24 protein-coding genes are annotated in these 25,633 nt (G+C 50.4%); 23 read left to right on the forward strand and 1 reads right to left on the reverse strand.

What is annotated here, in order from left to right; all coding sequences use genetic code 11:
* Positions 1–89: 89 nt before the first annotated feature.
* The 7 genes from ACX1C1_RS17530 (at position 90) to holA (ending at position 8,488) form a co-directional block, all read left to right on the forward strand.
* Positions 90–647, forward strand: coding sequence for a ComEA family DNA-binding protein (locus ACX1C1_RS17530; RefSeq protein WP_458953461.1), 558 nt, complete (start codon positions 90–92; stop codon positions 645–647).
* A gap of 57 nt (positions 648–704) precedes the next feature.
* Entirely contained in the window at positions 705–2,015 is a 1,311-nt protein-coding gene (locus ACX1C1_RS17535) for a homocysteine synthase (protein WP_458953462.1), read from the forward strand.
* 143 nt (positions 2,016–2,158) lie between these two features.
* Positions 2,159–2,695 carry a deoxycytidylate deaminase gene (locus ACX1C1_RS17540; protein WP_458953463.1) on the forward strand — a complete coding sequence of 179 codons (537 nt, stop codon included), beginning with the start codon at positions 2,159–2,161 and terminating at the stop codon, positions 2,693–2,695.
* A gap of 94 nt (positions 2,696–2,789) precedes the next feature.
* Complete coding sequence (locus ACX1C1_RS17545; protein ID WP_458953464.1) at positions 2,790–5,525, forward strand: ComEC/Rec2 family competence protein; 2,736 nt, start codon at positions 2,790–2,792, stop codon at positions 5,523–5,525.
* 157 nt (positions 5,526–5,682) lie between these two features.
* Positions 5,683–6,231 carry an RNA polymerase sigma factor gene (locus ACX1C1_RS17550; RefSeq protein WP_458953466.1) on the forward strand — a complete coding sequence of 183 codons (549 nt, stop codon included), beginning with the start codon at positions 5,683–5,685 and terminating at the stop codon, positions 6,229–6,231.
* Between the two features lie 11 nt (positions 6,232–6,242).
* A complete protein-coding gene (locus ACX1C1_RS17555; protein WP_458957712.1) occupies positions 6,243–7,208 on the forward strand; it encodes an anti-sigma factor family protein in 966 nt (321 codons plus the stop codon).
* A 245-nt stretch (positions 7,209–7,453) separates the two neighbouring features.
* The gene (holA, locus tag ACX1C1_RS17560) at positions 7,454–8,488 is read left to right on the forward strand and encodes a DNA polymerase III subunit delta (RefSeq protein WP_458953467.1); all 1,035 of its coding nucleotides are present in this window, start codon (positions 7,454–7,456) and stop codon (positions 8,486–8,488) included.
* Positions 8,489–8,637: 149 nt separating this feature from the next.
* On the opposite strand, the gene rpsT is transcribed toward holA, so the two are convergent.
* Positions 8,638–8,910 carry a 30S ribosomal protein S20 gene (gene rpsT, locus ACX1C1_RS17565; RefSeq protein ID WP_458953468.1) on the reverse strand — a complete coding sequence of 91 codons (273 nt, stop codon included), beginning with the start codon at positions 8,908–8,910 and terminating at the stop codon, positions 8,638–8,640.
* A 231-nt stretch (positions 8,911–9,141) separates the two neighbouring features.
* Between rpsT and gpr the strand changes: the two genes are divergently transcribed.
* The 16 genes from gpr (at position 9,142) to mtaB (ending at position 25,573) form a co-directional block, all read left to right on the forward strand.
* Positions 9,142–10,158 (forward strand): GPR endopeptidase, encoded by a 1,017-nt coding sequence (gpr, locus tag ACX1C1_RS17570; RefSeq protein WP_458953469.1) that lies wholly within the window; start codon positions 9,142–9,144, stop codon positions 10,156–10,158.
* Between the two features lie 229 nt (positions 10,159–10,387).
* Positions 10,388–11,650: a stage II sporulation protein P gene (locus ACX1C1_RS17575; protein WP_458953470.1), complete on the forward strand. Its 1,263-nt coding sequence runs from the start codon at positions 10,388–10,390 to the stop codon at positions 11,648–11,650.
* Positions 11,647–12,036 carry a translation initiation factor 2 gene (locus ACX1C1_RS17580; RefSeq protein WP_458953471.1) on the forward strand — a complete coding sequence of 130 codons (390 nt, stop codon included), beginning with the start codon at positions 11,647–11,649 and terminating at the stop codon, positions 12,034–12,036. Before ACX1C1_RS17575 ends, ACX1C1_RS17580 begins: the two co-directional genes overlap by 4 nt.
* A 76-nt stretch (positions 12,037–12,112) precedes the next feature.
* On the forward strand, positions 12,113–13,930 hold the full coding sequence (gene lepA, locus ACX1C1_RS17585) for a translation elongation factor 4 (protein ID WP_458953472.1): 1,818 nt from the start codon (positions 12,113–12,115) through the stop codon (positions 13,928–13,930).
* Positions 13,931–14,028: 98 nt separating this feature from the next.
* Positions 14,029–15,204 (forward strand): radical SAM family heme chaperone HemW, encoded by a 1,176-nt coding sequence (gene hemW / locus ACX1C1_RS17590; protein ID WP_458953473.1) that lies wholly within the window; start codon positions 14,029–14,031, stop codon positions 15,202–15,204.
* Between the two features lie 110 nt (positions 15,205–15,314).
* Positions 15,315–15,785: an N-acetyltransferase gene (locus tag ACX1C1_RS17595; RefSeq protein ID WP_458953474.1), complete on the forward strand. Its 471-nt coding sequence runs from the start codon at positions 15,315–15,317 to the stop codon at positions 15,783–15,785.
* Between the two features lie 222 nt (positions 15,786–16,007).
* Positions 16,008–17,033 (forward strand): heat-inducible transcriptional repressor HrcA, encoded by a 1,026-nt coding sequence (gene hrcA, locus ACX1C1_RS17600; protein WP_458953475.1) that lies wholly within the window; start codon positions 16,008–16,010, stop codon positions 17,031–17,033.
* A 58-nt stretch (positions 17,034–17,091) separates the two neighbouring features.
* Positions 17,092–17,664 carry a nucleotide exchange factor GrpE gene (gene grpE / locus ACX1C1_RS17605; protein WP_458953476.1) on the forward strand — a complete coding sequence of 191 codons (573 nt, stop codon included), beginning with the start codon at positions 17,092–17,094 and terminating at the stop codon, positions 17,662–17,664.
* A gap of 79 nt (positions 17,665–17,743) precedes the next feature.
* A complete protein-coding gene (dnaK, locus tag ACX1C1_RS17610; RefSeq protein ID WP_458953477.1) occupies positions 17,744–19,588 on the forward strand; it encodes a molecular chaperone DnaK in 1,845 nt (614 codons plus the stop codon).
* Between the two features lie 205 nt (positions 19,589–19,793).
* Complete coding sequence (dnaJ, locus tag ACX1C1_RS17615) at positions 19,794–20,918, forward strand: molecular chaperone DnaJ (RefSeq protein WP_458953478.1); 1,125 nt, start codon at positions 19,794–19,796, stop codon at positions 20,916–20,918.
* A gap of 179 nt (positions 20,919–21,097) precedes the next feature.
* Positions 21,098–21,292, forward strand: coding sequence for a YfhD family protein (locus ACX1C1_RS17620; RefSeq protein WP_458953479.1), 195 nt, complete (start codon positions 21,098–21,100; stop codon positions 21,290–21,292).
* A gap of 2 nt (positions 21,293–21,294) precedes the next feature.
* On the forward strand, positions 21,295–21,507 hold the full coding sequence (locus tag ACX1C1_RS17625) for a hypothetical protein (RefSeq protein WP_458953480.1): 213 nt from the start codon (positions 21,295–21,297) through the stop codon (positions 21,505–21,507).
* A 112-nt stretch (positions 21,508–21,619) separates the two neighbouring features.
* On the forward strand, positions 21,620–22,609 hold the full coding sequence (prmA, locus tag ACX1C1_RS17630) for a 50S ribosomal protein L11 methyltransferase (protein ID WP_458953481.1): 990 nt from the start codon (positions 21,620–21,622) through the stop codon (positions 22,607–22,609).
* Positions 22,609–23,316 (forward strand): site-2 protease family protein, encoded by a 708-nt coding sequence (locus ACX1C1_RS17635; protein WP_458953482.1) that lies wholly within the window; start codon positions 22,609–22,611, stop codon positions 23,314–23,316. Before prmA ends, ACX1C1_RS17635 begins: the two co-directional genes overlap by 1 nt.
* 50 nt (positions 23,317–23,366) lie before the next feature.
* Positions 23,367–24,155 (forward strand): RsmE family RNA methyltransferase, encoded by a 789-nt coding sequence (locus tag ACX1C1_RS17640; protein ID WP_458953483.1) that lies wholly within the window; start codon positions 23,367–23,369, stop codon positions 24,153–24,155.
* 2 nt (positions 24,156–24,157) lie between these two features.
* Positions 24,158–25,573 carry a tRNA (N(6)-L-threonylcarbamoyladenosine(37)-C(2))-methylthiotransferase MtaB gene (gene mtaB / locus ACX1C1_RS17645; RefSeq protein ID WP_458953484.1) on the forward strand — a complete coding sequence of 472 codons (1,416 nt, stop codon included), beginning with the start codon at positions 24,158–24,160 and terminating at the stop codon, positions 25,571–25,573.
* Positions 25,574–25,633 lie beyond the last annotated feature (60 nt).

Raw genomic sequence — 25,633 nt, forward strand, 5'->3', positions numbered from 1 at the left:
CTCTTACATTGTATTCCAAGGGACTTGTTTGTTATGTCATCTGTGATATTCGAATGGCAATTAAAAGGTTCTGAAAGGGGGCCACACTGATGCGTGGATGGGTTGAAAATCGCAGGAGTGTTCTTGTTCTCGCATGTCTGCTTGGTGCCGCCATATTTTTGGGAACGGCGCTCTTCGCACAGCCGTCACCGAATGACGGACAATGGGTACCGCTGAACGATGCGATGGAAACATTATTAGCAGAAAGGGATGCACAGGCCGAAAACGGGAAATCAGGCCATGATGAACGAGCGGTACTGGTGGAAGAAAGGAAGGATGAAGCAGATCGTATCGGGATGGATAAAGGCGACGAGGCGCTAAAGGCCGATCTACCTCGTAATGTTGATACAGACGCCCCAAGCGCTATCGAAACAAAGGATACGGCAGAGAGTTCGGAGAAAAGCGGAGGCGGAATCATCGATATTAACCGGGCAAGTGCGGAGGAGTTGGATCAATTAAAAGGCATAGGTCCGTCTAAAGCACAAGCAATCGTGGCAGACAGGGAACAATTAGGTAAGTTTCGAAGTGTGGATGATTTGTTGCGTGTGAAAGGAATTGGAGAAAAACTTCTAGCTTCTATCAAAGAAAGCGTTGTCGCATTACCGTGAATATGAGAAAATATAGAAGAGTTTCTTCTTTCATACACTCATAAGGAGGAGTAAGGAATGTCAAATGAAAACAGATTTTCGCTAGACACGCTTGCCGTACACGGGGGACAGGCTATCGATCCAACGACGATGTCCCGCGCGGTGCCGATTTACCAAACGACATCATATGGATTCCGTGATACCGACCATGCGGCTAACTTGTTCTCACTGCAAGAGTTCGGTAACATCTATACACGAATTATGAACCCGACAACGGACGTATTCGAGAAACGTGTGATGGAGCTGGAAGGCGGTGCAGCTGCGCTCGCAGTCGCATCCGGACAAGCTGCCATCACATATTCAATTCTAAATATTGCGGGAACCGGAGATGAAATTGTTTCCGCGACCAGCCTGTATGGCGGCACGTTCAACCTATTCTCCACGACGCTGCCTAAGCTCGGCATCACTGTTAAATTTGTTGATCCTTCTGATCCCGAAAACTTCAGAGCAGCAATTAACGAGCGCACGAAAGCGATTTTTGCCGAAACGATTGGCAATCCAAAGGGCGATATTATTGATCTCGAGGCGGTTGCTGCCATTGCTCACGAGAATGGCCTGCCATTGATCGTAGACAATACATTCCCTAGTCCATACTTGTGCCGTCCAATCGAGCATGGCGCGGATATCGTCGTACATTCTGCTACTAAGTTTATTGGCGGCCATGGCACTTCGATTGGCGGCGTTATCATCGACAGCGGCAATTTCGACTGGAAGGGAAGCGGCAGGTTCCCTGGCTTGACCGAGCCGGATCCGAGTTACCATGGCGTTGTATATACCGATGCAGTCGGCCCGATCGCATACATCATCAAAGCGCGTGTTCAACTGCTTCGCGATATGGGAGCTGCGTTGTCGCCGTTCAACTCATTCTTGCTGCTGCAAGGTCTCGAGACGCTGCATCTCCGTATGGAGCGCCATAGCTCCAATGCGCTTGCGGTAGCTCAGTTCCTTGAAGCTCACGAGGCTGTTGAGTGGGTGAACTATCCAGGCTTGCCTAGCCACCCTTCGTACGAACTTGCTCGCAAGTACTTGCCTAACGGGCAAGGTGCGATTATGACCTTTGGTATCAAAGGCGGTGTAGAAGCGGGTAAAGCCATCATCAACTCTGTTAAGTTATTCTCGCATTTGGCTAATGTTGGCGACTCGAAGTCGCTGATCATCCATCCTGCAAGCACAACGCACCAGCAATTGTCGCAAGAAGAACAAGTGGATGCTGGCGTTGCTCCAGGTATGGTACGCCTGTCGATTGGCACAGAAGGCATTGCGGACATTATTGCTGATCTCAAGCAAGCCATCGAGCAAAGCCAAGCTGTACCGGCTGGCCAAGCGTAAGGTAGCTGGATATAAGGTTGGAGTGCCTGGCTTGCTATATGCGAGTCCAGGCCTCCTGTATGTCCTTGTCATTGGTTTCCGGCAGCGTGACTGTCCGGACTTTAGGGATGGAGCAACTAGAGATAATAAAGGAGTCGAACGAGATGAACACATCCGCAGCCGGTAACGATACGATCCGCAAGGACTGGGACACATACTTTATGGATATTGCTTATATGGTCTCGACGAGATCACGTTGTCCAAGGCGACATGTAGGCGCAGTGCTGGTGCAGGGCAAGAAGCTGCTAGGGACAGCGTACAACGGGGCTCCCATGGGCGTTCACGATTGTCTGGAATCGGGCTGTATGATTGCTGAGGAGATCGAGGTGTTAATCGTCGATGGAAACGAGCAAGTCATCCGTAAACAACGCTGCATCCGTACCATTCATGCTGAACAAAATTTGCTGCTCTTCACAGATCGGGCGAATCGTGAAGGCTCTACTGTGTATGTAACCGATCAGCCTTGCTGGACTTGCGCCAACATGCTTGCTAATAGCGGTGTAGCGGAAGTTGTCTACCATCGCGGTTATCCCAAGGATAGCGACAAGGTGTATACGCTAATGGAACAGAAGGGAATCGCCTTCCGTCAGATTAGCGCATATTCTGCGCCCGAGCAGGCACAGATGAACGTCATATCATAGGGGAATGTGCTGCACGATCATATCGCCGATGTTGATAGTCGTGGAGGAAGAACCTCCGGACGCATGTATGATACATGTGTCCGGAGGTTCTTTTTTGTATAAGGTTCTTCTCATTGGGATGAACAGATTGGAAGGGGGAACAAGATTGTTAAGCGCTATGAACCGGAGGCCGCTAGTATGGTTTGCGGCCGCATGGGTTAGCGGCAGCGCGGCTGCGGCCGGACTCGGCCCCCGCGGCGCGCTGCTTGTTGGCGGCGCCGCCGCGTTGCTGGCGGTTGCCGTATACGCCAGCAGGCTGGCGACGGCTAAGCTCGCCGTGCTGTGCCTGCTGGCGTTCTGCCTGGCTGCGGGACAGCGTGTATGGGCGGACGAGCGCAACGCGACGTCGCTCGTGTCGCTGCTTGCCGCCGCCGAGGCGCAAGAGGCGGGAGCCGCGTTCGTCGCGGCGGCGAGCGGCAAAATTGTAAGCGCGGTCGAGGTCGACGGCGACCGCGCCACGTTCCGCATGGAGGCGGATGCCATCCATGCGGAGGGCATGCAGCAGCCGGGCGTCGCCGGCGAGCTGCTGCTTGTCCGGCTGCGGCTGACCGCGCAGCCGGAGCAGGACATCGCCGCGGCGTGGCAGCGCGGCGACAGAGTCGACGTAGCGGGCGAGCTGTCGCGGCCCGCCGAAGCAACCAATAGCGGCGGGTTCGACTACCGCCGCTATTTGAGCAGCCAACGAATCCATTGGCTGCTCGGAGCCGAAGGCGTCGCCGCCGTCACAGTGGCTCCGGCGGCGGGACTTAGCGCGGCCGGACTGCTGGGCCGCGTCGATATGGCGCGCGCGAGCCTTGGCGCGCGCATGGACGAGCTATACCCGGCACATCAGTCCGGGTATATGCAAGGGCTTATCCTGGGTCTGCGCGAAGGGCTGGACCCAGAGCTGTTTAACGAGTTCGCGAAGCTGGGGCTCACTCATATTTTGGCGATATCCGGGCTGCATGTTGCTATATTTATGCTTATGCTGGGTGGTCTGCTGAAGCTGCTCCGCATAAGTCGCGAACGAAACCAGCTGACGTTAATGGCGGCGATTCCGTTATATGTGTTGTTGACTGGAGCGTCGCCGTCTGTATTGCGAGCGGGGATCATGGCTATACTCGGACTGATTGCGGCACGCCTTGGCAAGCTGAAGGACGGCAAACATCTATTGGCGGCCGCTGCCGTCGCGATTCTCGCGTATGATCCTTATTATTTGGATTCCGTTAGTTTCCAACTGTCATTTGTCGTGACGTTCGGATTAATTTGCGGTGTTCCCCCAATGCGGCGCTTGCTTCCGAAGCGAAAGGGATTAGGCTGGTTAGGCGATCTCGTAGCGGTAACCTTAATAGCTCAGCTTGTTTCATTTCCTCTGACGATCTATTACTTCAACCAATTTCATCTCTTATCGCTATTTGCGAATTTGGTGCTTGTTCCGTTTATCAGCTTTATTATTTTGCCCATGGGCACGGCGGCGTTGTTGTTGTCCATGCTGTGGCAATGGGGAGCAACCAAGCTGGCGGAGCTGACTGTGATCGGCAACAACTGGACGTTCTGGCTGGTTGAGAGGTTGACGGCTGCAGGTGAGCTTCGGCTTATATGGAAATCCCCATCCTTGTGGTGGGTTAGCGCATATCTTGTTTTGTTATTTGTGCTGTTCCACCAGCTTGATTTGTATCTTGCTAGAGCGGTGGAGCGAAAGTTGAAGGGTCTTGTGACGAGCGTTTTCGATGTGCGATCAGAGCAATTAACGGCTCCTTTGAACACCGAAAGTCTAGGTAATCCAATAAACGATAATGTGCTGCATCATGAGTCATCTACTGCCCCTCTGTTGCCGCAGGATATCCGAAATCTCCCTAACGTGTGGGGCGACAGCGGTTCCCTGAAGCGTTTCGGCAGGAGGAAGCTTGTTATCATAGTTGCACTGCTGCTTGGGTTGATTGTGTACGCTTTTGAACCAGCGAAATTCGATCGTCATGCATATGTCAGCTTTTTGGACGTTGGTCAAGGCGATTCGGCACTCATTACAACCTCCTCAGGCCGTCATATTCTGGTAGACGGAGGGGGAACGATGTCCTATCGGAAGCCGGGAGAAGAGTGGAGGGAGCGCAAGGATCCGTTCGAGGTTGGGAGAAAGGTTGTAGTGCCGCTCCTGATGAAGCGTGGAGTCAAAGAAATCGACATCCTGGTGATGACTCATCTGGATAGCGATCATATCCGCGGATTGATGGCGGTTATCGATTCGATTCCGGTGCGCTCCGTCTGGTGGAATGGCACATGGAAAGAGTCCAATGATGTGGAGGCCCTAATGTCTCTGCTTGTAAGCAAACGAATCCCCTTGTACGCACCTCGGGCAGGAGATCAAATACAGATAGACAACAACTCGACCCTCCGTGTGATATGGCCGCAAACTATGGAAGAGACAGATATTCCAAATATGAAGGAACAAAATGAAAGCAGTCTCGTATTTACTTTGGATCTGTATCATCAACGATTTCTGTTTACGGGTGATATTGGCGCCGAAACGGAAGGAAACATCCTGTCTACTTTGGATAAAAACTTGACTAAGACGGTCGATGTGATGAAAGTTGCGCATCATGGCAGCCGATTTTCGACCGGGAATGAGTGGCTTCGTTATTGGCAAGCGACAGCAGCGGTCATATCCGCAGGGAAATATAATACGTATGGGCATCCTCACCCCGATGTCATCAATCGTATTGGGGAAACCGGCACTGTTATTTGGAGAACGGACCAGGATGGAGAAACGGCTTTTCGAGTGGCGCCCGAGTCGATCTATTATTGGTCGAGGTGAACTCTATACGGATCAGTACGAACATGATATTCTTGAATGTGGAGTTTCTATTACGTTAGTTTACGAATATCAAAAAAAATAAAAATTTCAATAAAGTTGCATGCAACTTTTATCGCAACCGATCCGTCTGTAAGGTTGCAAGAGAGGAGGATCCTTCGTGGTGGAGCCGGGCCTGATCAAAGCCGCTCAATCGGGAGATCGCGATGCATTAATTACTCTATTGCGAGAGATTGAAAACCATGTATATCGGACAGCCTATTATATATTAAACAATGAACAAGATGCGATGGACGCTTCTCAGGAAGCGCTGATCCGGATCTATACCAAGATCGGCTCCTACGAGGAGAAGGCACAGTTCAAGACGTGGATCCAGCGAATTGTCACCAACATCTGCATCGACAAGTTCAGACGCAACAAACCTACAATTTCCATAGACGAGCATGAACTTGTTTTCAGAGAAAAGCAGAACGTTGAAGAGGAAGTGTTGTCCGCATACGCCTTGAAGGACATTCAAAGCGCGATTGAACAGCTGCCGGAGAATCATCGGTCAGTCGTCGTGCTGAGATACCTGCAAGACTTTTCGTACAACGAAATTGCCGAATCGCTGGATCTGCCGCTTAATACGGTCAAATCCTATTTATTTAGAGCCAGACAGCAACTGCAAAACCTACTTCATGATTATCAGAAAGGTGGTGTCCGGGGGTGAATTGTCAAGAGGTGACAGAACTTATGCATCGACAGCTAGATGACGATCTGCGCGAGAGCGAGATGGAAGTCTTATTGAATCATACTAGACATTGTCCGGACTGTGCCGCCATGTTCGAGAGATTAACGCGTTTATCCGCAGAATTAACGAGTCTGCCCAAGGTAACGCCTAGCTATAGTTTAGTTGACGCTATTATGCCTGAGCTGATCCGGATCGACAATGAGACGAAACTAGCCGCAAGCGCTGCTCCAGTAACGCCATCAACGTCGCCATCCTCCGAGGAACAGACGATTGTGAGACGCGCACAACGAACAAGGCGATTCCCTTCATGGAAGTCGATCAGCGGCGTCGTGGCTGCGGGTATAGTGGTTGGTTTCTTCCTTATTACTTATCCTCCGCAAATGGATAGCGGAAATAATGACAGTGCAAGCAATCATCTCCTTGATGTTGCGGCAGATACGAGGAAAATGACAGCTAATACGGAAATGGGGAGCGCAAGTCAATTCACCAATTCCGCAGGAGGGGATCAGGCATCCGAAACACCAGTCGAAATCCATGGTATCGCTAAAGAACCGTTTGATGTAGGCGATCAATTCGACGGGGAGATTAAGGAATCAGATCCGGATGCTCTTAGCCTTCGAGTGACAGGGGAAGAGTCAGGAACCCTCGAAAGCGAAAACGAAGCGGATGGGGGTTCGGATTTCAAGAGCATGCCATTCGGGGGCATTACGGATCAACCATTGTTCCCATCGCCGGACGGTAAGTTCGTGGCAAGCTCCGGCGACTATCAAGTCATTGTATCCATGTCTGATGGAACGCCGCTGTTTACCTCGGAACGGAAGAACGGTCAGCATGGTGAATTGAACTGGTCACTAGACAGCCAGGAGCTGACCTACGAGGTAAGTCTGGAGCATGGAGCCACGGAGAAATACGTCATAGATATGACGACACTCAAAGAGAGCAAAGCACAGGAATAAAAATTAGCTCGAAAGCTGCACGTTTGCCCCGTATCTGAGTATGATACAACATGAGATTCGTCTACGACGTGGTGCTGGACGTCGTCAGACCATTCACAATCGGCGGTACCATGGAGCCGCCAGTGAATGTTAATATAAAGACAGAGGGATGCCGCCCGCGTTACAGGGGTGACATCCCTCTGTTGCTTCCCGCGTCATGTGCTGGTAATGTAGGAGAATAGCAAGGTTTGCAGGAGGTTGACTGGATGGATATCAGGGAAGCGTTCAAGGAAATCAAAGGGGGCAAATATCGCTCTATTTATGTGTTGTTTGGCAAAGATCGTTACCGGATGACTCAGTTTATCGAAGCATTGACAAATCAAATGTTCTCGCAGGATCAACGCGAAATGGGGATCGTGAAATTCGACACGGCAGAATCGCCGCTTGACGAGGCGGTACTCGAGGCAGAGACGCCTCCGTTCTTCCTGGAGCAGAAGCTTGTGCTCGTCCGGGATGTGACGGTAATGGCCGCAGGCGGCAAGGAAAACGCAAAGATCGAGCATCGACCAGAAGCGCTTATCCGGTATTTGGACAACCCATTCCCATCAACGGTAATTGTCTTTGTTGTCCACGCGGACAAGCTGGATGAGAGGCGTAAGATCGTGAAGACGCTTAAGGAACGGGGGTCGCTGGTCCCTTTCCCTGAGATGGAGCCGGCTGAGCTAAAGCAATGGATGGTGAAACGGGCAGCCGAACAGAAGCGGACAATGACAACCGATGCGGCTGACTTGCTTATTAGCCGAGTTGGGACAGGGACGGGACCGCTGGCCCAGGAGATAGACAAGCTCTGCTTGCACGCGGGTGAAGGCGGCGTCATCGACGCCGAACAAGCCGCGATGTTGACTTCGGCTACGGTTGAGGAGGATGTGTTCGCGCTGGTAGATGCCATCGCAGAGCTGCGCATTGATCGTGCTCTTGGCATGTATCACAGCCTGCTCGTTAGGCGTGAGGAGCCGATCAAGATTGCGGCGCTAATCGCTAGACAATTAAGGATTATGCTGCAGATCAAGGAATTGGAGCATCATCATTATTCGCCGCAGCAGATGGCGGGCCATCTGGGGCTGCATCCTTACGCTGTAAAGCTGGCAGCGGAGAAAAGCAAGAAGTTTACGACCGTTCGGTTAGGCCAGCTGCTGTCAGCTATTGCAGAGCTGGATTACGGCATGAAACGCGGTCTGATTGATAAGTCCTTAGGTTTGGAATTATATCTGTTATCGCTTGGAGTCGGCAAAGGAGCCTAAGGTTTCTTTGCGGGCTCTTTATATCGAGTTATAACAAAGTGTACAGCTCTGAATATAGTTTCTCTGTATGTTTCACCCTATTGCATAAACAAACAGGCTTCGTCATACCCAGGAGGGTTTGACGAAGCCTGTAGAGCGTTTGCTTAAGCTTATGCTTGAGCAGACAGCGTGTTCAGTCTTTTCGCAAGACGAGATTTTTTGCGGGCAGCCGCATTTTTATGAATCAGGCCTTTCGTTACTGCTTTGTCCAATTTCTTCGTTGCAACGAGAAGAGCAGCTTTAGCAGCAGCTACGTCTGTTCCACCGATAGCTTGGTCAGCAGATTTAACGGCCGAACGAAGTGCGGATTTTTGGGAAGCGTTGAGAGCACGACGCTTCTCGTTAGTCTTAACGCGTTTAATCGCGGATTTGATGTTTGGCATGGAATTCACCTCCTAAGTCATTCTGGACCAGATACTTCTTAACACAACTTAAAATATATTATCATGCGACTGCCCAAATTGCAAGAGCACTGCGTACTCGCCATCTCCTTTGCGGCAATTGAAGATTCGTATGAAATTCGTGGTTTTGCTGAACAATAACGGGAGTGGATTAGTTACCGAACTTTTAGACATGGTGACGAAAGCAAATAGCATGAAGGGAGCGGCATATAGATGAATGAGCATCCGCAGAATGAACTGGACCTGCAGCAATTTAACGTTCGCACAGATCTTGCACTGGAGGCTAGGGAATTAGCTAAGCCTGATGGAGGACCGATTCCAGGCATACACTCCGAAGTGACGGAGGATGACGGAATTACCATTACCGTTCTCCACGTTCAGAACGAGGAAGGTTCGCAAGCGATCGGCAAAGTGATTGGACAATATGTAACCATTGAGGTTCCGGGATTGCGTAATGGGGATACAACACTACAGGATCGTGTGGCTACGCAATTCGCCAAACATTTTGAATCGTTCCTTGAGCGGCTTCAAATTAACAAGATGGCCAAGGTGCTTATTGTTGGATTAGGCAATTGGAATGTGACGCCGGATGCGCTTGGACCGCTCGTCGTGGAAAATGTAATGGTGACCCGTCATTTCTTTGAATTAATGCCGGATCAGGTTGCTCCGGGGTATCGACCTGTCAGCGCAGTGGCGCCAGGTGTCCTTGGTATTACGGGCATCGAATCTAGCGAGATCGTTCATGGCATCGCGGATCAATCCAAACCAGATCTGATCATTGCAATTGACGCCCTTGCTTCGAAGGCGTTGGAGCGCGTCAATACGACGATTCAGATCGCGGATACGGGTATCCATCCGGGTTCAGGCATTGGCAATAAGCGCAAAGGATTGACCAAAGATATTTTGGGCATTCCGGTTATTGCAATTGGCGTCCCTACGGTTGTGTATGCCTCAACAATCGTCAATAATGCTTTTGAATTAATGAAGAACCATCTGGAGGAACATAAAGGCGATACCAATCAAATATTTGGTCTTATGAATGAAATGCCGGAGAACGAACGACTACAGCTTGTCAAAGAGGTACTTGGACCAATTGGTCATGACCTGCTGGTCACGCCCAAGGAAGTCGACGAATTCATCGAGGATATCGCCAACATTATTGCCAGCGGTCTCAATGCCGCATTGCACGAAGCAGTAGATACGGATAATGTGGCTGCCTATACGCACTAAAAATGATGAACAGGATCACGCCCCTTCTTTCACTAGCCGTGAAAGGAGAGGCGTTTTTGTATGTTAAAACTTAAAAATATAAGCTAGCATCTTACCCATTTCTTCTACGATTCTATCAACTGACGAAATCTACTATTTTCGGTTCTATCTTCTCCGCGATGTTCATAGAGTAGTGGTACAAGGGTATCGGTAGAAACGGTTGTGCGTGCGGAACAAGGAGGGAACTTGTATGAATTGGTTGCGACAAACGACAATGGAACTGCGCCGGACTGACGGATGGGGAGAGATGGAGCGGCTTCGGGAAATGCTGGTGACCGGGAGAGCCTTCTCGATCATGGCGGTCAGCTCGATGTTGTTTTTTATGATATTAGGCACAGCGGTGATGCTTTTCCAACAATCTTCTTCGGAATCGATGGCCCCGATGAAAGGATTGGCGGCCTCTGTCCCGGTCGGATTGTTCGGCGATATGCTGGAGATGGAGATGCCTGCTTTCCAGAGTGGATTATCGTCGGATCAATTGACGGGCGAGGAGATTAGCGTATTCCTGTTGCGGACGCTCACAGGCATTCATCCGGGAAGCCCGACCAGCCTGCTCGCAGGCGAGCTGCCGGGTATGGCGCAAAGTGACGCGTTCTTAATACGCAAAGGGATCGGAACGGATACAAATGTAGGCCCGCAGGATCATTCGCCAATCTATGGTCCGCAGCCTGAACCGAGCGGGCAACCTGATGATGAGAATCCTGTAGTAGACGGTGGTCAGGAATCAGCGGGCGAGGATGGTACGGGTGTACAGGAAGAAGAGGGAAGTAATGAAACACCGGATGGAAATTCCTCAACCGGCGGCAGGAAAGTCGCATTTATCTATCACTCCCATAATCGTGAATCATGGTACCCCGAGCTTGAGCCTGGAACAAAGGACGCAAGCTCCAGCACAACAAACATTACATTGGTTGGCAAACGTCTGGCTGAAGGCTTAGAGAAGCGGAACGTTGGAACGGTAGTCTCTGATACGGATTATCCCACTGCAATTAACGGATACAGGTGGGAGCTGAGTTACAAATATTCGATGAAAACGGTAAAGGAAGCGCTGGCTGGCATGGATGATTTGACGTATTTCTTCGATTTGCACCGCGACTCGCAGAAACGTAAATATACGACAGTCGAGATCGGTGATAAAAGCTATGCGCAGGTTTATTTCATCATTGGACACCGTAATCCCAACTGGAAAGAAAATGAGGCCTTTGCTACCAAAATTCACGATGAGCTTGAGAAGAAGTATCCGGGTATTTCGCGGGGGATATGGGGGAAAACTGCTGCTACAGGCAATGCCGAATACAACCAGTCGCTCGCATCAGAGAGCGTACTGATCGAAGTTGGCGGCGTGGAGAACACGCTGGAGGAATCTTACCGGACTGCTGATGCGCTGGCTGAGGTCATCGCGTCCATATATTGGGAAGACGAAACCGTATCGGGCAAGGAGGCGAAAGAATGAATCGGAAAACATGGAAGCTGCTGCTGCTTGGAGGCGCTCTTACATTCGTAGTTTTGTTCGCGATGGAGATGTCGACATCCGGCATTGAAAAAATTTACGGACCTATGGATGGGTCTAGACCATACACTTACGAAACGGATGATCGTGTGTATGCAAGTGAGACCGATAGACGGATCGCTGAGCTTGAGAAAGAGCTGGACGATATTCGGAGAATCGCTTACGGGGACGATTATGTCAGCGAGCATGAGCGGTTGCCGGGCATGCCGGTAGAAGATGAACAAGCTGCGGTCAACAAAATAGCCGACTCTACCTCCGGCTTGCTTCAGACGGCTTCCAGCAAAGGCATTCGATTAGTCGTGTCGTTATTTGACGGCTTGATGAACTAACATTCGTTGCTGTGCTCCCCGGTTGCTGATATAATAGTAAGAATGATTGGATTATTGGATTGTGGGGGCTAACAGCGTGACTGATGTTCGTGAAAGGCAAAAGAAAATTAGGAACTTTTCCATTATCGCTCATATTGACCATGGCAAGTCGACGCTTGCAGACCGGATTCTGGAATATACGGGCGCACTGACGTCCCGCGAGATGCAGGCGCAAGTACTGGATCAGATGGATCTGGAGCGCGAGCGCGGCATTACAATTAAATTACAAGCCGTTCGTCTGTCGTATCGCGCAGATGACGGCGAAGAATATTTGCTCAACCTGATTGATACGCCTGGACATGTCGACTTTACATACGAGGTTTCCAGAAGTATGGCGGCTTGTGAAGGCGCTTTGCTTGTTGTCGATGCTGCTCAGGGCATTGAGGCGCAGACACTTGCAAACGTATATCTGGCGCTCGATAATAACCTGGAAGTACTCCCAGTCATCAATAAGATTGACCTTCCAAGCGCTGAGCCTGAGCGCGTTAAGCAAGAGATTGAAGATGTTATCGGGCTTGATGCCAGTGAAGCCGTTCATGCTTCTGCCAAAGCCGGCATCGGGATTAAAGAGATATTGGAGCAAGTTGTGCAGAAGGTTCCGGCACCGACAGGCGATCCGGATCAACCGCTTAAAGCTCTCATTTTCGATTCGCATTATGACGCTTACAAAGGTGTTATCGTGTACGTTCGCGTCATTGACGGCAGCATCAAAGCGGGCAAAAAAATTCGGTTCATGGCAACAGGGGCCGAATTCGAGGTTATTGAAGTCGGGGCGTTCAAACCCCGTATGTCCATTGTGGACGAGCTTGCGGTTGGCGATGTTGGTTTTGTCGTAGCCGGCATCAAGAATGTGAAGGACACGCGCGTAGGTGATACCGTAACCGAAGCGAAACGTCCTGCGCCTGAGCCGCTGCCAGGTTACCGCCGGATCAACCCAATGGTATACTGCGGTCTATATCCAATCGAGACACAGGATTACAACGATCTGCGTGACGCGCTCGAGAAGCTGGAGCTTAACGATGCTTCGCTCAGATACGAGCCTGAATCGTCGACCGCGCTTGGTTTCGGTTTCCGCTGCGGATTCCTTGGATTGCTGCATATGGAGATTATTCAAGAGCGCATTGAACGGGAGTTCAATATTCCGTTAATTACAACAGCGCCAAGTGTTATTTATAAGGTAACTCTGACGAACGGTGATGAGCTGAACATCGATAACCCGTCCAACTATCCGGAGTCCGGCAAGCTTGATTTCGTCGAAGAACCATACGTAAAAGCGGGGATTATTGTCCCTAACGATTACGTTGGCGCCATTATGGAGCTATGCCAAGGCAAACGCGGCGAGTTTGTGAACATGGAGTATCTGGATACGAACCGTGTTACGATCACGTATCATATGCCACTGTCCGAGATCGTATATGATTTCTTCGACCAATTGAAATCGAGTACTAAGGGATACGCATCGTTTGACTACGAATTGTCCGGCTACCGGAAATCCAATCTCGTCAAGATGGACATCATGTTGAACAATGAGCAAGTTGACGCCTTGTCGGTCATCGTCCACCGTGATCGTGCGTACCAGCGCGGCCGTGTGATCTGCGAGAAGCTTAAAGAGCTGATCCCGCGCCAAATGTTCGAGGTGCCAGTTCAGGCTTCGATCGGTACCAAGGTTATCGCACGTGAGACGGTCAAAGCGATGCGCAAGAACGTACTTGCCAAGTGTTACGGCGGCGATATTAGCCGTAAGCGGAAACTGCTTGAGAAGCAGAAGGAAGGCAAGAAACGTATGAAGCAAGTCGGCAGTGTTGAGGTTCCGCAAGAGGCGTTTATGGCGGTGCTCAAGATCGACGACAACTAACTTTAATCAAGCTGCTTATTAGCTGCCTGATGAACATATGCGACTAGGGAGGAGAGCGCCTGCTCTCCTCTCTTCCGGTTATAGGAGGGAACACAGGAATGACGACACAACTAACGAAGATACAAGCGCCGAACGCGCTTTATATACACATCCCTTTCTGCACGAACAAATGCCATTATTGCGATTTCACTTCTTACGTGCTGAGAGGACAGCCTGTCGATCAATATTTGGATGCGCTCGAATTAGAGATGAAGCAGACCGTGGAGACGCTGCGTCCGGAGCGAATCGATACGGTATTCGTTGGCGGAGGCACACCTACGGTACTGACGCCTCCTCAGATGGAACGATTCCTGCAATCGGTCCGCGCACATTTTCCACTGGCGGATAACGTTGAATTTACGATGGAGGCGAATCCAGGCACCGTTGATGAGGATAAGCTTGCCGCAATGAAACAAGGCGGGGTTAATCGCATCAGCTTCGGCGTACAGTCGTTCGATAACGGATTGCTTGAGCGGATCGGCCGCATTCACAATGTTGATGATGTATACCGCAGCTTGGAGAATGCCAGGAAGATTGGTTTTCATAATCTGTCCATCGATTTGATGTTTGGATTGCCTGGTCAAACGCTGGCGCATCTGTCTGATAGCGTAGACAAGGCAATGGCGCTCGGATTACCGCATTATTCGTTATACAGCCTCAAGGTAGAGGAGAATACGCTGTTCCACAAGCTGTACGAGCGTAATGAGCTTCCGCTGCCTCCGGAAGAAGAGGAATACGAGATGTTCCTCCTGCTTATGAAACGGTTGAAGGAAGGCGGGTATCGTCATTACGAAATCAGCAATTTCGCCAAACCAGGGTTTGAAAGCAGACATAATTCAACGTATTGGCGCAATGAAGCCTACTATGGGCTGGGAGCGGGCGCGCATGGTTATGCGAACCGAACGCGGCATATGAATTTGAAAGGGATACAGCCTTATATCGACGCCGCAGCAAACAAGCTTCCGAGATTGGAGACGTTCCCGGTTTCCGAGCGCGAAGCGATGGAAGACTTTATGATGGTTGGATTAAGACTATTAGATGGCGTACCGGTATCACGTTTCAAGGAGCAGTTTCCTGGCCGCAAAATCGAGGATACATTCGGCGAAACGCTGCAAAAACAGCTCGATAACGGGTTGATGGAGCGTCTGGAGCGTGACGGCGATATTATATACAAGCTTACGGACAGAGGCGTGCTTCTTGGGAACGAAGTGTTTGGTGCCTTTATTACTGCATAAAGAGTCAAATTCTTGCACAAAAACCTCTTGAGAATTAATTCGTTTTGATGTATATTTATTCATATTCAATTCGAACTCATTTAAGAGGTTTCGCGGAGGTGCAGGCAGATATGCAAGCAGTAGAGGTACTATGCAGGACGGCTACCACAGAGGACGTGGAGACGTTGTTCCAACTCATTCAAGGCTATGCTGAACTAGGCATTATGCTGCCGCGTACACGCGAGGCCTTGTCTCGTATGATTCATACATTCGTAGTTGCCGAAATTTCGGGCGAGGTCGTAGGATGCGGCGCATTAACGAAGCTCGGGGATAATCTAGTTGAAATTCGTTCGTTAGGCATTACTGACGGATACAAAAGCTTGGGCATTGGCAGCAAGCTTGTCGATAAGCTGTTAGAGCAGGCGAGAGCGCAAGGCATCACGAAAGTGATGGCACTGACTTATGCGGATAAATTTTTTGAACGCAACGGATTTACGATTGTTGAGAAGGAAATTTTTCCTGAGAAGGTTTGGACGGATTGCGTGAATTGTCCTAAGCAACATGCTTGCGACGAAATCGCGGTATTGCGGACGTTGGACTAATCGTAGACGGTGATCTTCTATACACGCTATACACGTTCGGCTAATGAAAGTGAATACGTCGCTAGCCTTTGAAAATATTGGTCTGAAAATGCCGAACTGACTTGACAATCGTTGAGCTGGTTTGGTATTTTTGTATTAGTGATTAGCACTCATTAGCGTTGAGTGCTAACGAAGCGAAGTGCAGGAAGCTTAGCGTAATCGAATTCGGAGGAGGGTTTGGATATGTTGACGGAACGACAACGAATGATTTTGAACGCCATCATAGATGATTATATCCGTTCGGCAGAACCGGTTGGCTCGCGCAGTATTTCTAAACGCGGTGATGTTGGATTCAGCCCGGCCACGATTCGAAACGAGATGGCAGACCTGGAGGAGCTCGGATTTCTAGAGCAGCCCCATACGTCGGCAGGGCGCGTGCCTTCGACTAAGGGATATCGTTATTACGTCGATCATTTGGTCCAATTGGGCGAAGTGAAGGACAGCGAACTTGGTTTAATGAAATCATTTGTGACGGATAAACTGAATCAGATGGAGCAAGTCATTCAGCAGACCGCAATGATCTTGTCGAATTTAACGAATTATACATCGATCTTGCTCGGTCCCGAATTGTTCCATACATCGCTTAAGCACTTCGGGCTTGTCCCGCTTAATGAGGGGTCCGCCGTTGCCATTATTGTCACCAACACTGGACATGTGGAGAATCGTACGATTTCGATACCTCCAGATCTTGATATGGATGACATGCAGAAGATCGTTAATATTTTGAACACGAAGCTCGTTGGTGTGCCGCTCGTTCGTCTGAAGGCGAAGCTGTATTCGGAAGTAGGCCAAGAGCTCGAACGACATGTCAATCATTACGAAGGGCTGCTTACTGTGCTTGAGGACGCGCTTCATAGTGATGAGGATCAGCGATTGTTCATGAGCGGAACAACAAACATGCTGACTCAACCGGAATTCAAAGATGTAGATAAAGTAAAAACGATATTGGATTTGCTCGATGAGACGCCAACCATCATGAAGATGTTTACATCGCTTCCATCCGGCATACAGGTTCGAATTGGTACAGAGAATGACCATAAGGCCATTAGCGATTGCAGTCTGATAACAGCTACCTACTCCATTAACGGAGAAGCTCTAGGCACGATTGGGATTCTGGGGCCGACTCGAATGGAATACGGCAAGGTGATTCGTCTGCTGGATCTCATGTCGAAGGATATGGGGACGCTGCTAGGCAGATGGTATAAGTAAGCTAGGATAAATTCGCAGCTCGCGATTCATATCCGTACTAAATGAAGGAGGTGATAGGGTGAGTACTAAAGACCAACATATCGAAACAAACGATACATTAGATGAAACACTAGAAGGAACAGCTCAGCCATCGGAGGCAGAAGCAGCCGAGTTGGAAGGGGCAGAGCCGGAAGTGTTCGAGGACACGCGACTTGCCGATCTTGCCAAGCAAGCGGAGGAGAATCAACAACGATACTTACGTGCTCAAGCTGATTTCGACAACTTCCGTAGGCGCACTGCTAAGGAAAAGGAAGACCTTGCGCAATACGCCTCCATGAAACTAATTGACCAATTGGTTCCGATTGTCGACAACTTCGAGCGGGCCCTTGCGGCAGCGTCTGTCAACAGCGATTTTGATTCATTAGCTAAGGGTGTTGACATGATCTTCCGTCAACTGTCCCAAACCCTCGAAGCGGAGGGCCTGAAGCCGATCGAGGCTGTAGGACAACCGTTTAATCCTGAATTCCATCAAGCGATTATGCAAGTGGAATCGGATCAATACGAAGAAGGTTATGTTGTCGAAGAGGTGCAAAAGGGGTATATGTTGAAGGAGAAGGTCCTTCGTCCCGCAATGGTTAAAGTAAGCGGCTAAGGGATTGCTCCGGCAACGCTGAATGATAGAAGCAACAAACATTAAACTAAGTTATTTATAAATTGAGGAGGCCTCACCTATGAGCAAAGTAATCGGTATTGACCTTGGTACAACGAACTCTTGCGTAGCAGTTATGGAAGGCGGCGAAGCCGTTGTTATTCCGAATCCAGAAGGCAACCGCACAACGCCTTCCGTAGTCGGCTTTAAGAAGGATGGCGAGCGTGTAGTCGGCGAGACAGCAAAGCGCCAAGCGATCACGAATCCAGATCGTACGATTATTTCCATCAAACGTCATATGGGTACGAACCATAAAGAAAAAATCGACGATAAAGAATTTACGCCGCAAGAAATTTCGGCGATTATCCTGCAAAAGCTGAAATCCGATGCGGAAGCATATTTGGGTCAAACTGTAACGCAAGCAGTTATTACTGTTCCTGCTTACTTCAACGACAGCCAGCGTCAAGCGACTAAGGATGCAGGTAAAATTGCAGGTCTTGAAGTTCTTCGTATTGTCAACGAGCCGACGGCTGCTGCACTCGCTTATGGCCTTGAGAAGTCTGAAGATCAGACGATTCTTGTATATGACCTTGGCGGCGGTACGTTCGACGTTTCCATCCTTGAGCTCGGCGATGGTTTCTTCGAAGTTAAAGCGACTAGCGGCGACAACAAGCTCGGCGGCGACGACTTCGACCAAGTCATCATCGATCACCTCGTAGCTGAATTCAAGAAAGAGCAAGGCATTGACCTGTCCAAGGACAAAGCGGCTGTGCAACGTCTGAAGGATGCTGCTGAGAAAGCGAAAAAAGAGCTTTCCGGCGTATTAACATCAACGATCTCGCTTCCGTTCATCACGATGGTTGACGGCGTGCCTCAGCATCTTGAGATGAACCTGACTCGTGCCAAGTTCGAAGAGCTGGCAGCTACACTCGTTGAGCGTACACTTGGACCAACGCGCCAAGCGCTTAGCGACTCCGGTCTGTCGGCTAGCCAGATCGACAAGGTTGTACTTGTTGGCGGTTCGACTCGAATTCCAGCCGTACAAGACGCAGTCAAAAAGCTGATCGGCAAGGAGCCGCATAAAGGCGTTAACCCGGATGAAGTAGTTGCGCTTGGCGCAGCAGTGCAAGCCGGCGTATTGACTGGCGATGTTAAAGATGTTGTATTGCTTGATGTAACACCATTGTCCCTTGGTATCGAAACGGCAGGTGGCGTGTTCACGAAGATGATCGACCGCAACACGACGATCCCGACAAGCAAATCGCAAGTGTTCTCTACGTATGCCGACAATCAGCCGGGCGTTGAGATCCACGTATTGCAAGGTGAACGCGCAATGGCGAACGGCAATAAGACGCTTGGCCGCTTCACGCTTAGCGACATCCCGCCGGCACCGCGCGGCGTACCGCAAATCGAAGTTACCTTCGACATCGATGCTAACGGTATCGTTAACGTGTCCGCACTCGACAAAGGTACTGGCAAGAGCCAAAAGATCACAATTACGTCTTCGGGCGGCTTGAGCGAAGCCGACATCGACCAAATGATGAAGGATGCAGAGCTGCATGCTGAAGAAGATCGCAAACGTCGTGATCTTGTAGAGGCAAAAAATGCGGCGGATCAACTGATCTACTCCACTGAAAAAACGATCAAGGACCTGGGAGACAAAGTCGATCCATCCGAAATCGAAAAAGCGAATGCAGCCAAAGAAAAAGTAACAGCTGCGCTGGCAACAGAAGATCTGGATCAAATTAAAGCAGCGACGGATGAGTTGACTGAAGTTGTTCAAGCGTTGTCCGTGAAGCTCTACGAGCAAGCGGCACAAGGCGCTGAAGGCGCGCAAGGCGAACCGGAAGGTGAAGCTGGCGGCGCAAGAGGCAAAGACAATGTCGTTGATGCCGATTATGAAGTCGTTAACGAAGACAAGAAGTAAGAGCAGCGCCAATAGGGGCCAAGGATGGGCTCGCCCGTCTTTGGCCTCCTTGCGCGAGCGGCGAAGTCGGCGCTTATTCACCGGTTCGTCCTTGTGCTTGCAACGCGGGTGGGAAACGGTACCGTCAGAAGAAACATTGACGGCACCGTTTCTATTCGTGTTAAGATAGAGGGTAGCGTTATTTCAATGCGGAGGTGAGAATCGGATGGCAAACAAACGGGATTATTATGAGGTGCTTGGCGTCGGCAAGGATGCCTCCGCGGAAGATATCAAGAAATCATATCGGAAGCTGGCAAGGCAATATCATCCCGACGTTAACAAAGCAGCGGATGCAGAGAGCAAGTTCAAGGAAGTGAAGGAAGCTTACGACATCCTTGGCGATGACGGCAAACGCTCGACTTATGATCAATATGGTCATGTGGATCCGAACCAAGGTATGGGCGGAGGCGGCGCCGACTTCGGCGGCTTCGGCGATATCTTTGATATGTTCTTTGGCGGCAACGGCGGCAGACGTGATCCTAACGCGCCACAGCGCGGCAATGATCTGCAGTATACGATGACGGTCGAATTTAAGGAAGCCGTCTTCGGCAAGGAAGTCGAAATTACGATTCCTCGTACGGAATCTTGTGATACATGCCATGGATCCGGCGCGAAAGCGGGTACGAAACCTGAAACATGTTCCACCTGTCATGGCTCCGGCCAACAGGAGGTTGTACAGAATACGCCGTTCGGTCGCATGGTCAACCGTCGCGCTTGTACGAACTGCAGCGGCACGGGGAAAGTGATACGCGACAAATGCGGAACTTGCCACGGCGCTGGCAAAGTGAAGAAGCAAAGACGAATTAAGGTTAATATTCCGGCAGGCGTAGATGATGGCGCCCAAATCCGGATGACCGGAGAAGGCGAAGGCGGTACACGCGGCGGTCCATCCGGCGATTTGTATATCGTCATTCGGGTGAAGGCTCATGACTTCTTCGAGCGCGAGAACGATGATATTTATTGCGAGGTACCACTTACGTTTGTCCAGGCGGCGCTTGGAGATGAGATCGAAATCCCGACGCTGACGGAGAAGGTGAAGCTCAAAGTGCCTGCAGGGACACAGACGGGCACGTACTTCCGTCTCAAAGGCAAAGGAGTACCTAAGCTTCGCGGTTATGGAACAGGTGATCAGCATGTCAAAGTGACCATCGTAACACCGACTAAGCTGACGGATGAGCAGAGGGAGCTTCTGCGCCAATTCGGCGGATTAGAAGGTGACAATTCGTCACAGCAAAGCGAGCATCACGAATCCATCTTCGAACGTATGAAAAAGGCATTCCGCGGAGAATAAGCCGCAATTGGAGAGTTGTCTAGTCGTTTATCTTTATGGATAAAGGACTGGGCAGCTCTTTTTTTTGTTGGCGGACCTTGTTATTTGTGCTGCACATGCATATTATTACAGGCTTGGTCGCACGCTATTGCTGTTCTATATCTGGCAACGTAGTTGTCTAACAATTAGGAGGCGAAGAGATGGCTTCGAACAATAAGTTTGTCGCACGCGAAGGTGAGAATACGCTTGGGAAAGTCAATTTCGGGGACTTGCCGGCATCTAATCAAGGTTTTGGAGCAGAGGACGTGGAATTCTCGGAGGAGATTGCCGATGAAGCTGACCATATGGCGCAAGAACGCGCTGCTCAGGCGGATCGCCGCCAAACAGGCGAATAGCAATGAGTGTCATTGAAATTCAGGCTATGTTTGGTAATGTGCTTGAAGCGCAGGAGGCGGTGCATAAGCTGCAAGCACTGCGCGCAGCCGAGATCGGGGGCTATAACGAAGGAGGCATGCTGACGGCTACGGTAGACGAAGCCGTGGCGGGTCGCGCGCTTCATCTCATACGTCAGCTCGGCGGGAGTATCGAATCCGACAATACGATGAACTAAAATGGAGCAGCTCGAATTCCAATACGGAATCCGGGCTGTTTTTTTTGTGCTATGGCAGGTGTCTGTTGTACAATAGAGGATAGGTTTTGACGATAATTGGGAGGCAATACAAATGAAATGGTATGAACTGACAATCTCTACGACCGAAGAGGCGACGGAGATGATAAGCAATTTCTTGCATGAGCTTGGAGCAGGAGGGGCTTCCATCGAGGAATCCGGGACGCTCAACAAGCCGCGTGACACATCGCTTGGACAGTGGTACGAGCTGCCGCTTAACGATATTCCAGAAGGCCAAGCCGTCATTAAAGGTTATTTCTCGGAAGGTACGGATTTGACGGCATTAATGGAGGAGCTTGGACCTCGGGTTGAGGAACTTCGAACCTTTGACATCGATCCGGGTCATGTAACGTATGCAACGCAGGAGGTTGACGATGATGACTGGGCAACGGCGTGGAAACAATACTTCAAGCCGATTCGCGTTTCGGATACGTTAACGATTAAACCAACATGGGAAGAGTATTCCCCTGCTGACGGAGAACGGATTATCGAGTTGGATCCCGGCATGGCGTTCGGCACAGGCACGCACCCTACCACCGCGCTTTGCTTGCAAACGCTGGAGTCTGTCGTTCGCGGCGGCGAAGAGATGATCGATGTCGGCACGGGTTCTGGCATTCTCGCGATTGGCGCATGCAAGCTTGGCGCTAAGCGCGTTCTGGCGCTCGATCTGGATCCGGTTGCCGTATCCAGTGCAACGGAGAATGTTCGACTGAACAACCTATCGGAGCAAGTCGAAGTGCGGCTTAGCGATCTGCTAGGGGTATTGCGTGACGGGGGCTCAGATACAAACAGCGCCTCGGCTCTTCGCGTTACGGTTCCTGTGGATCTAGTTGTCGCTAATATTTTGGCTGAGATCATTCTGCTCTTCATCGATGATGTCTATCAGGCGCTTAAACCAAACGGGATTTATATCGCTTCCGGCATCTACAAAAACAAAGAAACCGATGTCGAAGAAGGGCTTGTCGCTGCCGGATTCGTCATCGTGGAGAAGCGGCGCGACGAAGATTGGATCGCATTCGTAGCTCGTAAACCGCAGGAGGGCTAATGGAAAATTTCCTATGGTATCCGCTGGAGGATCTGCCGTTTATCGTGCTGGTGCTTATGATCGTATTCACGGTGCATGAATTTGCGCATGCCTATACCGCCTATAAGTTTGGAGACGATACCGCCTACAAGGAAGGCCGTGTGACGCTTAATCCCATGGTGCATCTTGATTTGATGGGCAGCATTCTGCTGCTCGTCGCGGGATTCGGCTGGGCGAAGCCTGTTCCAGTCCTCACAAGCCGATTCAAGCACAGACGAGTGATGAGTATTATCGTATCGGCTGCAGGCCCGGTCAGCAATCTGTTGATGGCAGCGATCGGCATGCTGGCCTTCTACCTGCTGAATGAAACGCAGGTGCTTGCCGGCGCTTCTGAAGGCGTATATATGGCGCTGGTCCATTTCTTCTGGTATTTGATTACGATTAATTTGCTCTTGTTCGTATTTAATTTGATCCCCTTGCCGCCGCTTGACGGATATCGGATTGTGTCGGAGTTTCTGCCGCTCAGAATTCGGTACAAGATCGAACAAAACATTCAGTGGGCCATGATCATATTCCTTTTAATTGTCTTTATTCCTCCACTGCGGGCTCTCATCTTGACACCGATTCTTGATTTGCAGCTTCCGCTTTTCTTAGGACTCATCGATATGTGGGAAATGTTCTTCCAGCCGATCAACTGGGCGGAGATACAAATGGATTTCTACACATAAAACATGCTATTATGAAGGATGGAATTTCAATTTAGGGTGGTTAAGAGTAGATGCAACGATATTTTGTGGCGCCAGAGCAGTTCGGGGATGGCGCTGTAACGATAACGGGCGAGGATGCCCGCCATATGGCTCGTGTCATGCGGATGAAGCCAGGAGACAAAATGATTGTCAGCGACGGAGCAGCTCGTACTGTAATTGCCGCTATCACGGAGATGGAGCCACAGCTAGTGAGAGCGGAAATTGTAGAGACGCTGCCGCAAACGAGCGAGCCCCGCTGGCAGGTTTCGATTGCGCAAAGCTTGCCCAAAGCCGACAAAATGGAGCTGGTTATTCAGAAAGGGACGGAGATCGGCGCGGTCGCATTCCTGCCTTTTGAGTCCGAGCGCAACGTCGTGCAATACGACGCAAAAAAAGAAGGCAAACGTCTTGAACGTTGGGCCAAGATCGCCAAAGAAGCTGCGGAGCAAAGTCATCGACACGTCGTGCCGTCAATTGGTACGGTGTTGAATTGGAAGGCACTCGTCAAGCTTGTGCCAACCTATGATCTTGTAATCTTCTGTTATGAGCGAGAAGGGGATGCCGCTCACGGCATTGGAATTCGTTCTGTGCTGAGCTCGTTCAGACAGCATAAGCTGCCTGAGCTGCCTGAAGGAAAGTCGCCTTCGATCTTAATTATCGTGGGGCCCGAAGGCGGGTTCTCGGACAGAGAAGCGACGGAAGCGGAGCAAGCAGGCGCAGTTGTTGCGGGACTCGGCAGACGGATCTTGCGTACGGAAACCGCAGGTATCGTCGGATTAACCTGTATACTATACGAAGCTGGAGAAATGGGAGGAGAATGACCATGCCAACGGTCGCCTTTTATACATTGGGCTGCAAAGTAAACTTCTACGACACGGAAGCGATCTGGCAGCTGTTTAAGAACGAAGGATACGAGCAGGTCGATTTCGAATCGACGGCGGACGTATATTTGATTAATACTTGTACGGTTACGAATACAGGCGACAAGAAGAGCCGCCAGATTATCCGGCGTGCCGTACGCCGCAACCCGGATGCCATTATTGCCGTGACGGGATGTTACGCACAGACTTCGCCGGCCGAAATCATGGCCATCGAAGGAGTCGATCTGGTAATCGGTACACAAGATCGCGAGAAAATCATGAGCTTCGTAGGCGAGATCCAAGCTGACCGCAAGCCGGTCAACGCGGTTCGTAATATCATGAAGACGCGCACTTTCGAAGAGCTGGATGTTCCTGATTTCTCGGAACGCACGCGTGCGTTTCTTAAGATTCAAGAAGGCTGCAACAACTTCTGCACCTTCTGTATCATCCCTTGGTCTCGCGGATTGTCCCGCAGCCGGGATTCGCAAAGCGTTATCTCGCAGGCGGAAGCGCTGGTCGCATCCGGGTACAAGGAAATTGTCCTTACGGGCATTCATACCGGCGGTTATGGCGACGACATGGAAAATTATAATTTGACCAGCCTGCTATGGGATCTGGACAAAGTGGAAGGGCTAGAGCGTATTCGAATCAGCTCCATCGAAGCCAGCCAAATCGACGATGCAATGATCGACGTGCTCAATCGTTCCAGCAAAATGTGCCGTCACCTGCATATCCCGCTGCAGGCCGGTGAAAATTCTGTTCTTAAACGGATGCGCCGCAAATATACAACTGAAGAATTTGCAGCAAAGATCAAACGTCTACAAGAGGCAATGCCTGGTGTAGCGATCACAACGGATGTGATTGTCGGTTTCCCTGGCGAAACGGACGAAATGTTCGAGAGCGGCTTCCGGTTTATGGAGGAGCTTGGTTTCGCCGAGATGCATGTATTCCCATATTCCAAGAGGACGGGAACGCCTGCTGCGCGGATGGAAGACCAAATTGATGAAGAGTTGAAAAATGAACGGGTTCACAAGCTTATCGATTTGTCCGAAAAGATGCAGCTCAAATATGCCGAGAATCATATCGGCGCGGTTCTTGATGTCATTCCGGAACGCGACTACAAAGGTGCGCCTGGAACAGGCTTCGTAATGGGCTACACGGACAATTACATTCAAGTCGTATTCGAAGGATCCGAGGACCTAATCGGTCAATTATGCCGTGTTAAGATTACGGAAGCCGGCGTCAACGAATGCCGCGGCCAACTCGTGCGCGTGCTGGAAGATACTAGACCGGCAGCTCGTCCATCCGGATGGCAATCGGAGTCCGAAGAAGGAAATCAGGATTTTCAGTACGAACGGCCTGAGGCATTAAGAGCCTAACATATAGGATTCCCATTCTTGCCCGCTCATGATTAGGGGTAAGTTGAAGGAATCCTTTGC

This window comes from Paenibacillus sp. strain BS8-2 (assembly GCF_054483835.1).

Coding starts and splice junctions, on each gene's coding strand:
- ACX1C1_RS17530 (WP_458953461.1), top strand. CDS start 90: ATGCGTGGATGGGTTGAAAATCGCAGGAGTGTTCTTGTTCTCGCATGT.
- ACX1C1_RS17535 (WP_458953462.1), top strand. CDS start 705: ATGTCAAATGAAAACAGATTTTCGCTAGACACGCTTGCCGTACACGGG.
- ACX1C1_RS17540 (WP_458953463.1), top strand. CDS start 2,159: ATGAACACATCCGCAGCCGGTAACGATACGATCCGCAAGGACTGGGAC.
- holA (WP_458953467.1), top strand. CDS start 7,454: ATGGATATCAGGGAAGCGTTCAAGGAAATCAAAGGGGGCAAATATCGC.
- rpsT (WP_458953468.1), bottom strand. CDS start 8,910: ATGCCAAACATCAAATCCGCGATTAAACGCGTTAAGACTAACGAGAAG.
- gpr (WP_458953469.1), top strand. CDS start 9,142: ATGAATGAGCATCCGCAGAATGAACTGGACCTGCAGCAATTTAACGTT.
- ACX1C1_RS17575 (WP_458953470.1), top strand. CDS start 10,388: ATGAATTGGTTGCGACAAACGACAATGGAACTGCGCCGGACTGACGGA.
- ACX1C1_RS17580 (WP_458953471.1), top strand. CDS start 11,647: ATGAATCGGAAAACATGGAAGCTGCTGCTGCTTGGAGGCGCTCTTACA.
- hemW (WP_458953473.1), top strand. CDS start 14,029: ATGACGACACAACTAACGAAGATACAAGCGCCGAACGCGCTTTATATA.
- ACX1C1_RS17595 (WP_458953474.1), top strand. CDS start 15,315: ATGCAAGCAGTAGAGGTACTATGCAGGACGGCTACCACAGAGGACGTG.
- hrcA (WP_458953475.1), top strand. CDS start 16,008: ATGTTGACGGAACGACAACGAATGATTTTGAACGCCATCATAGATGAT.
- dnaK (WP_458953477.1), top strand. CDS start 17,744: ATGAGCAAAGTAATCGGTATTGACCTTGGTACAACGAACTCTTGCGTA.
- dnaJ (WP_458953478.1), top strand. CDS start 19,794: ATGGCAAACAAACGGGATTATTATGAGGTGCTTGGCGTCGGCAAGGAT.
- ACX1C1_RS17620 (WP_458953479.1), top strand. CDS start 21,098: ATGGCTTCGAACAATAAGTTTGTCGCACGCGAAGGTGAGAATACGCTT.
- ACX1C1_RS17625 (WP_458953480.1), top strand. CDS start 21,295: ATGAGTGTCATTGAAATTCAGGCTATGTTTGGTAATGTGCTTGAAGCG.
- prmA (WP_458953481.1), top strand. CDS start 21,620: ATGAAATGGTATGAACTGACAATCTCTACGACCGAAGAGGCGACGGAG.
- ACX1C1_RS17635 (WP_458953482.1), top strand. CDS start 22,609: ATGGAAAATTTCCTATGGTATCCGCTGGAGGATCTGCCGTTTATCGTG.
- ACX1C1_RS17640 (WP_458953483.1), top strand. CDS start 23,367: ATGCAACGATATTTTGTGGCGCCAGAGCAGTTCGGGGATGGCGCTGTA.
- mtaB (WP_458953484.1), top strand. CDS start 24,158: ATGCCAACGGTCGCCTTTTATACATTGGGCTGCAAAGTAAACTTCTAC.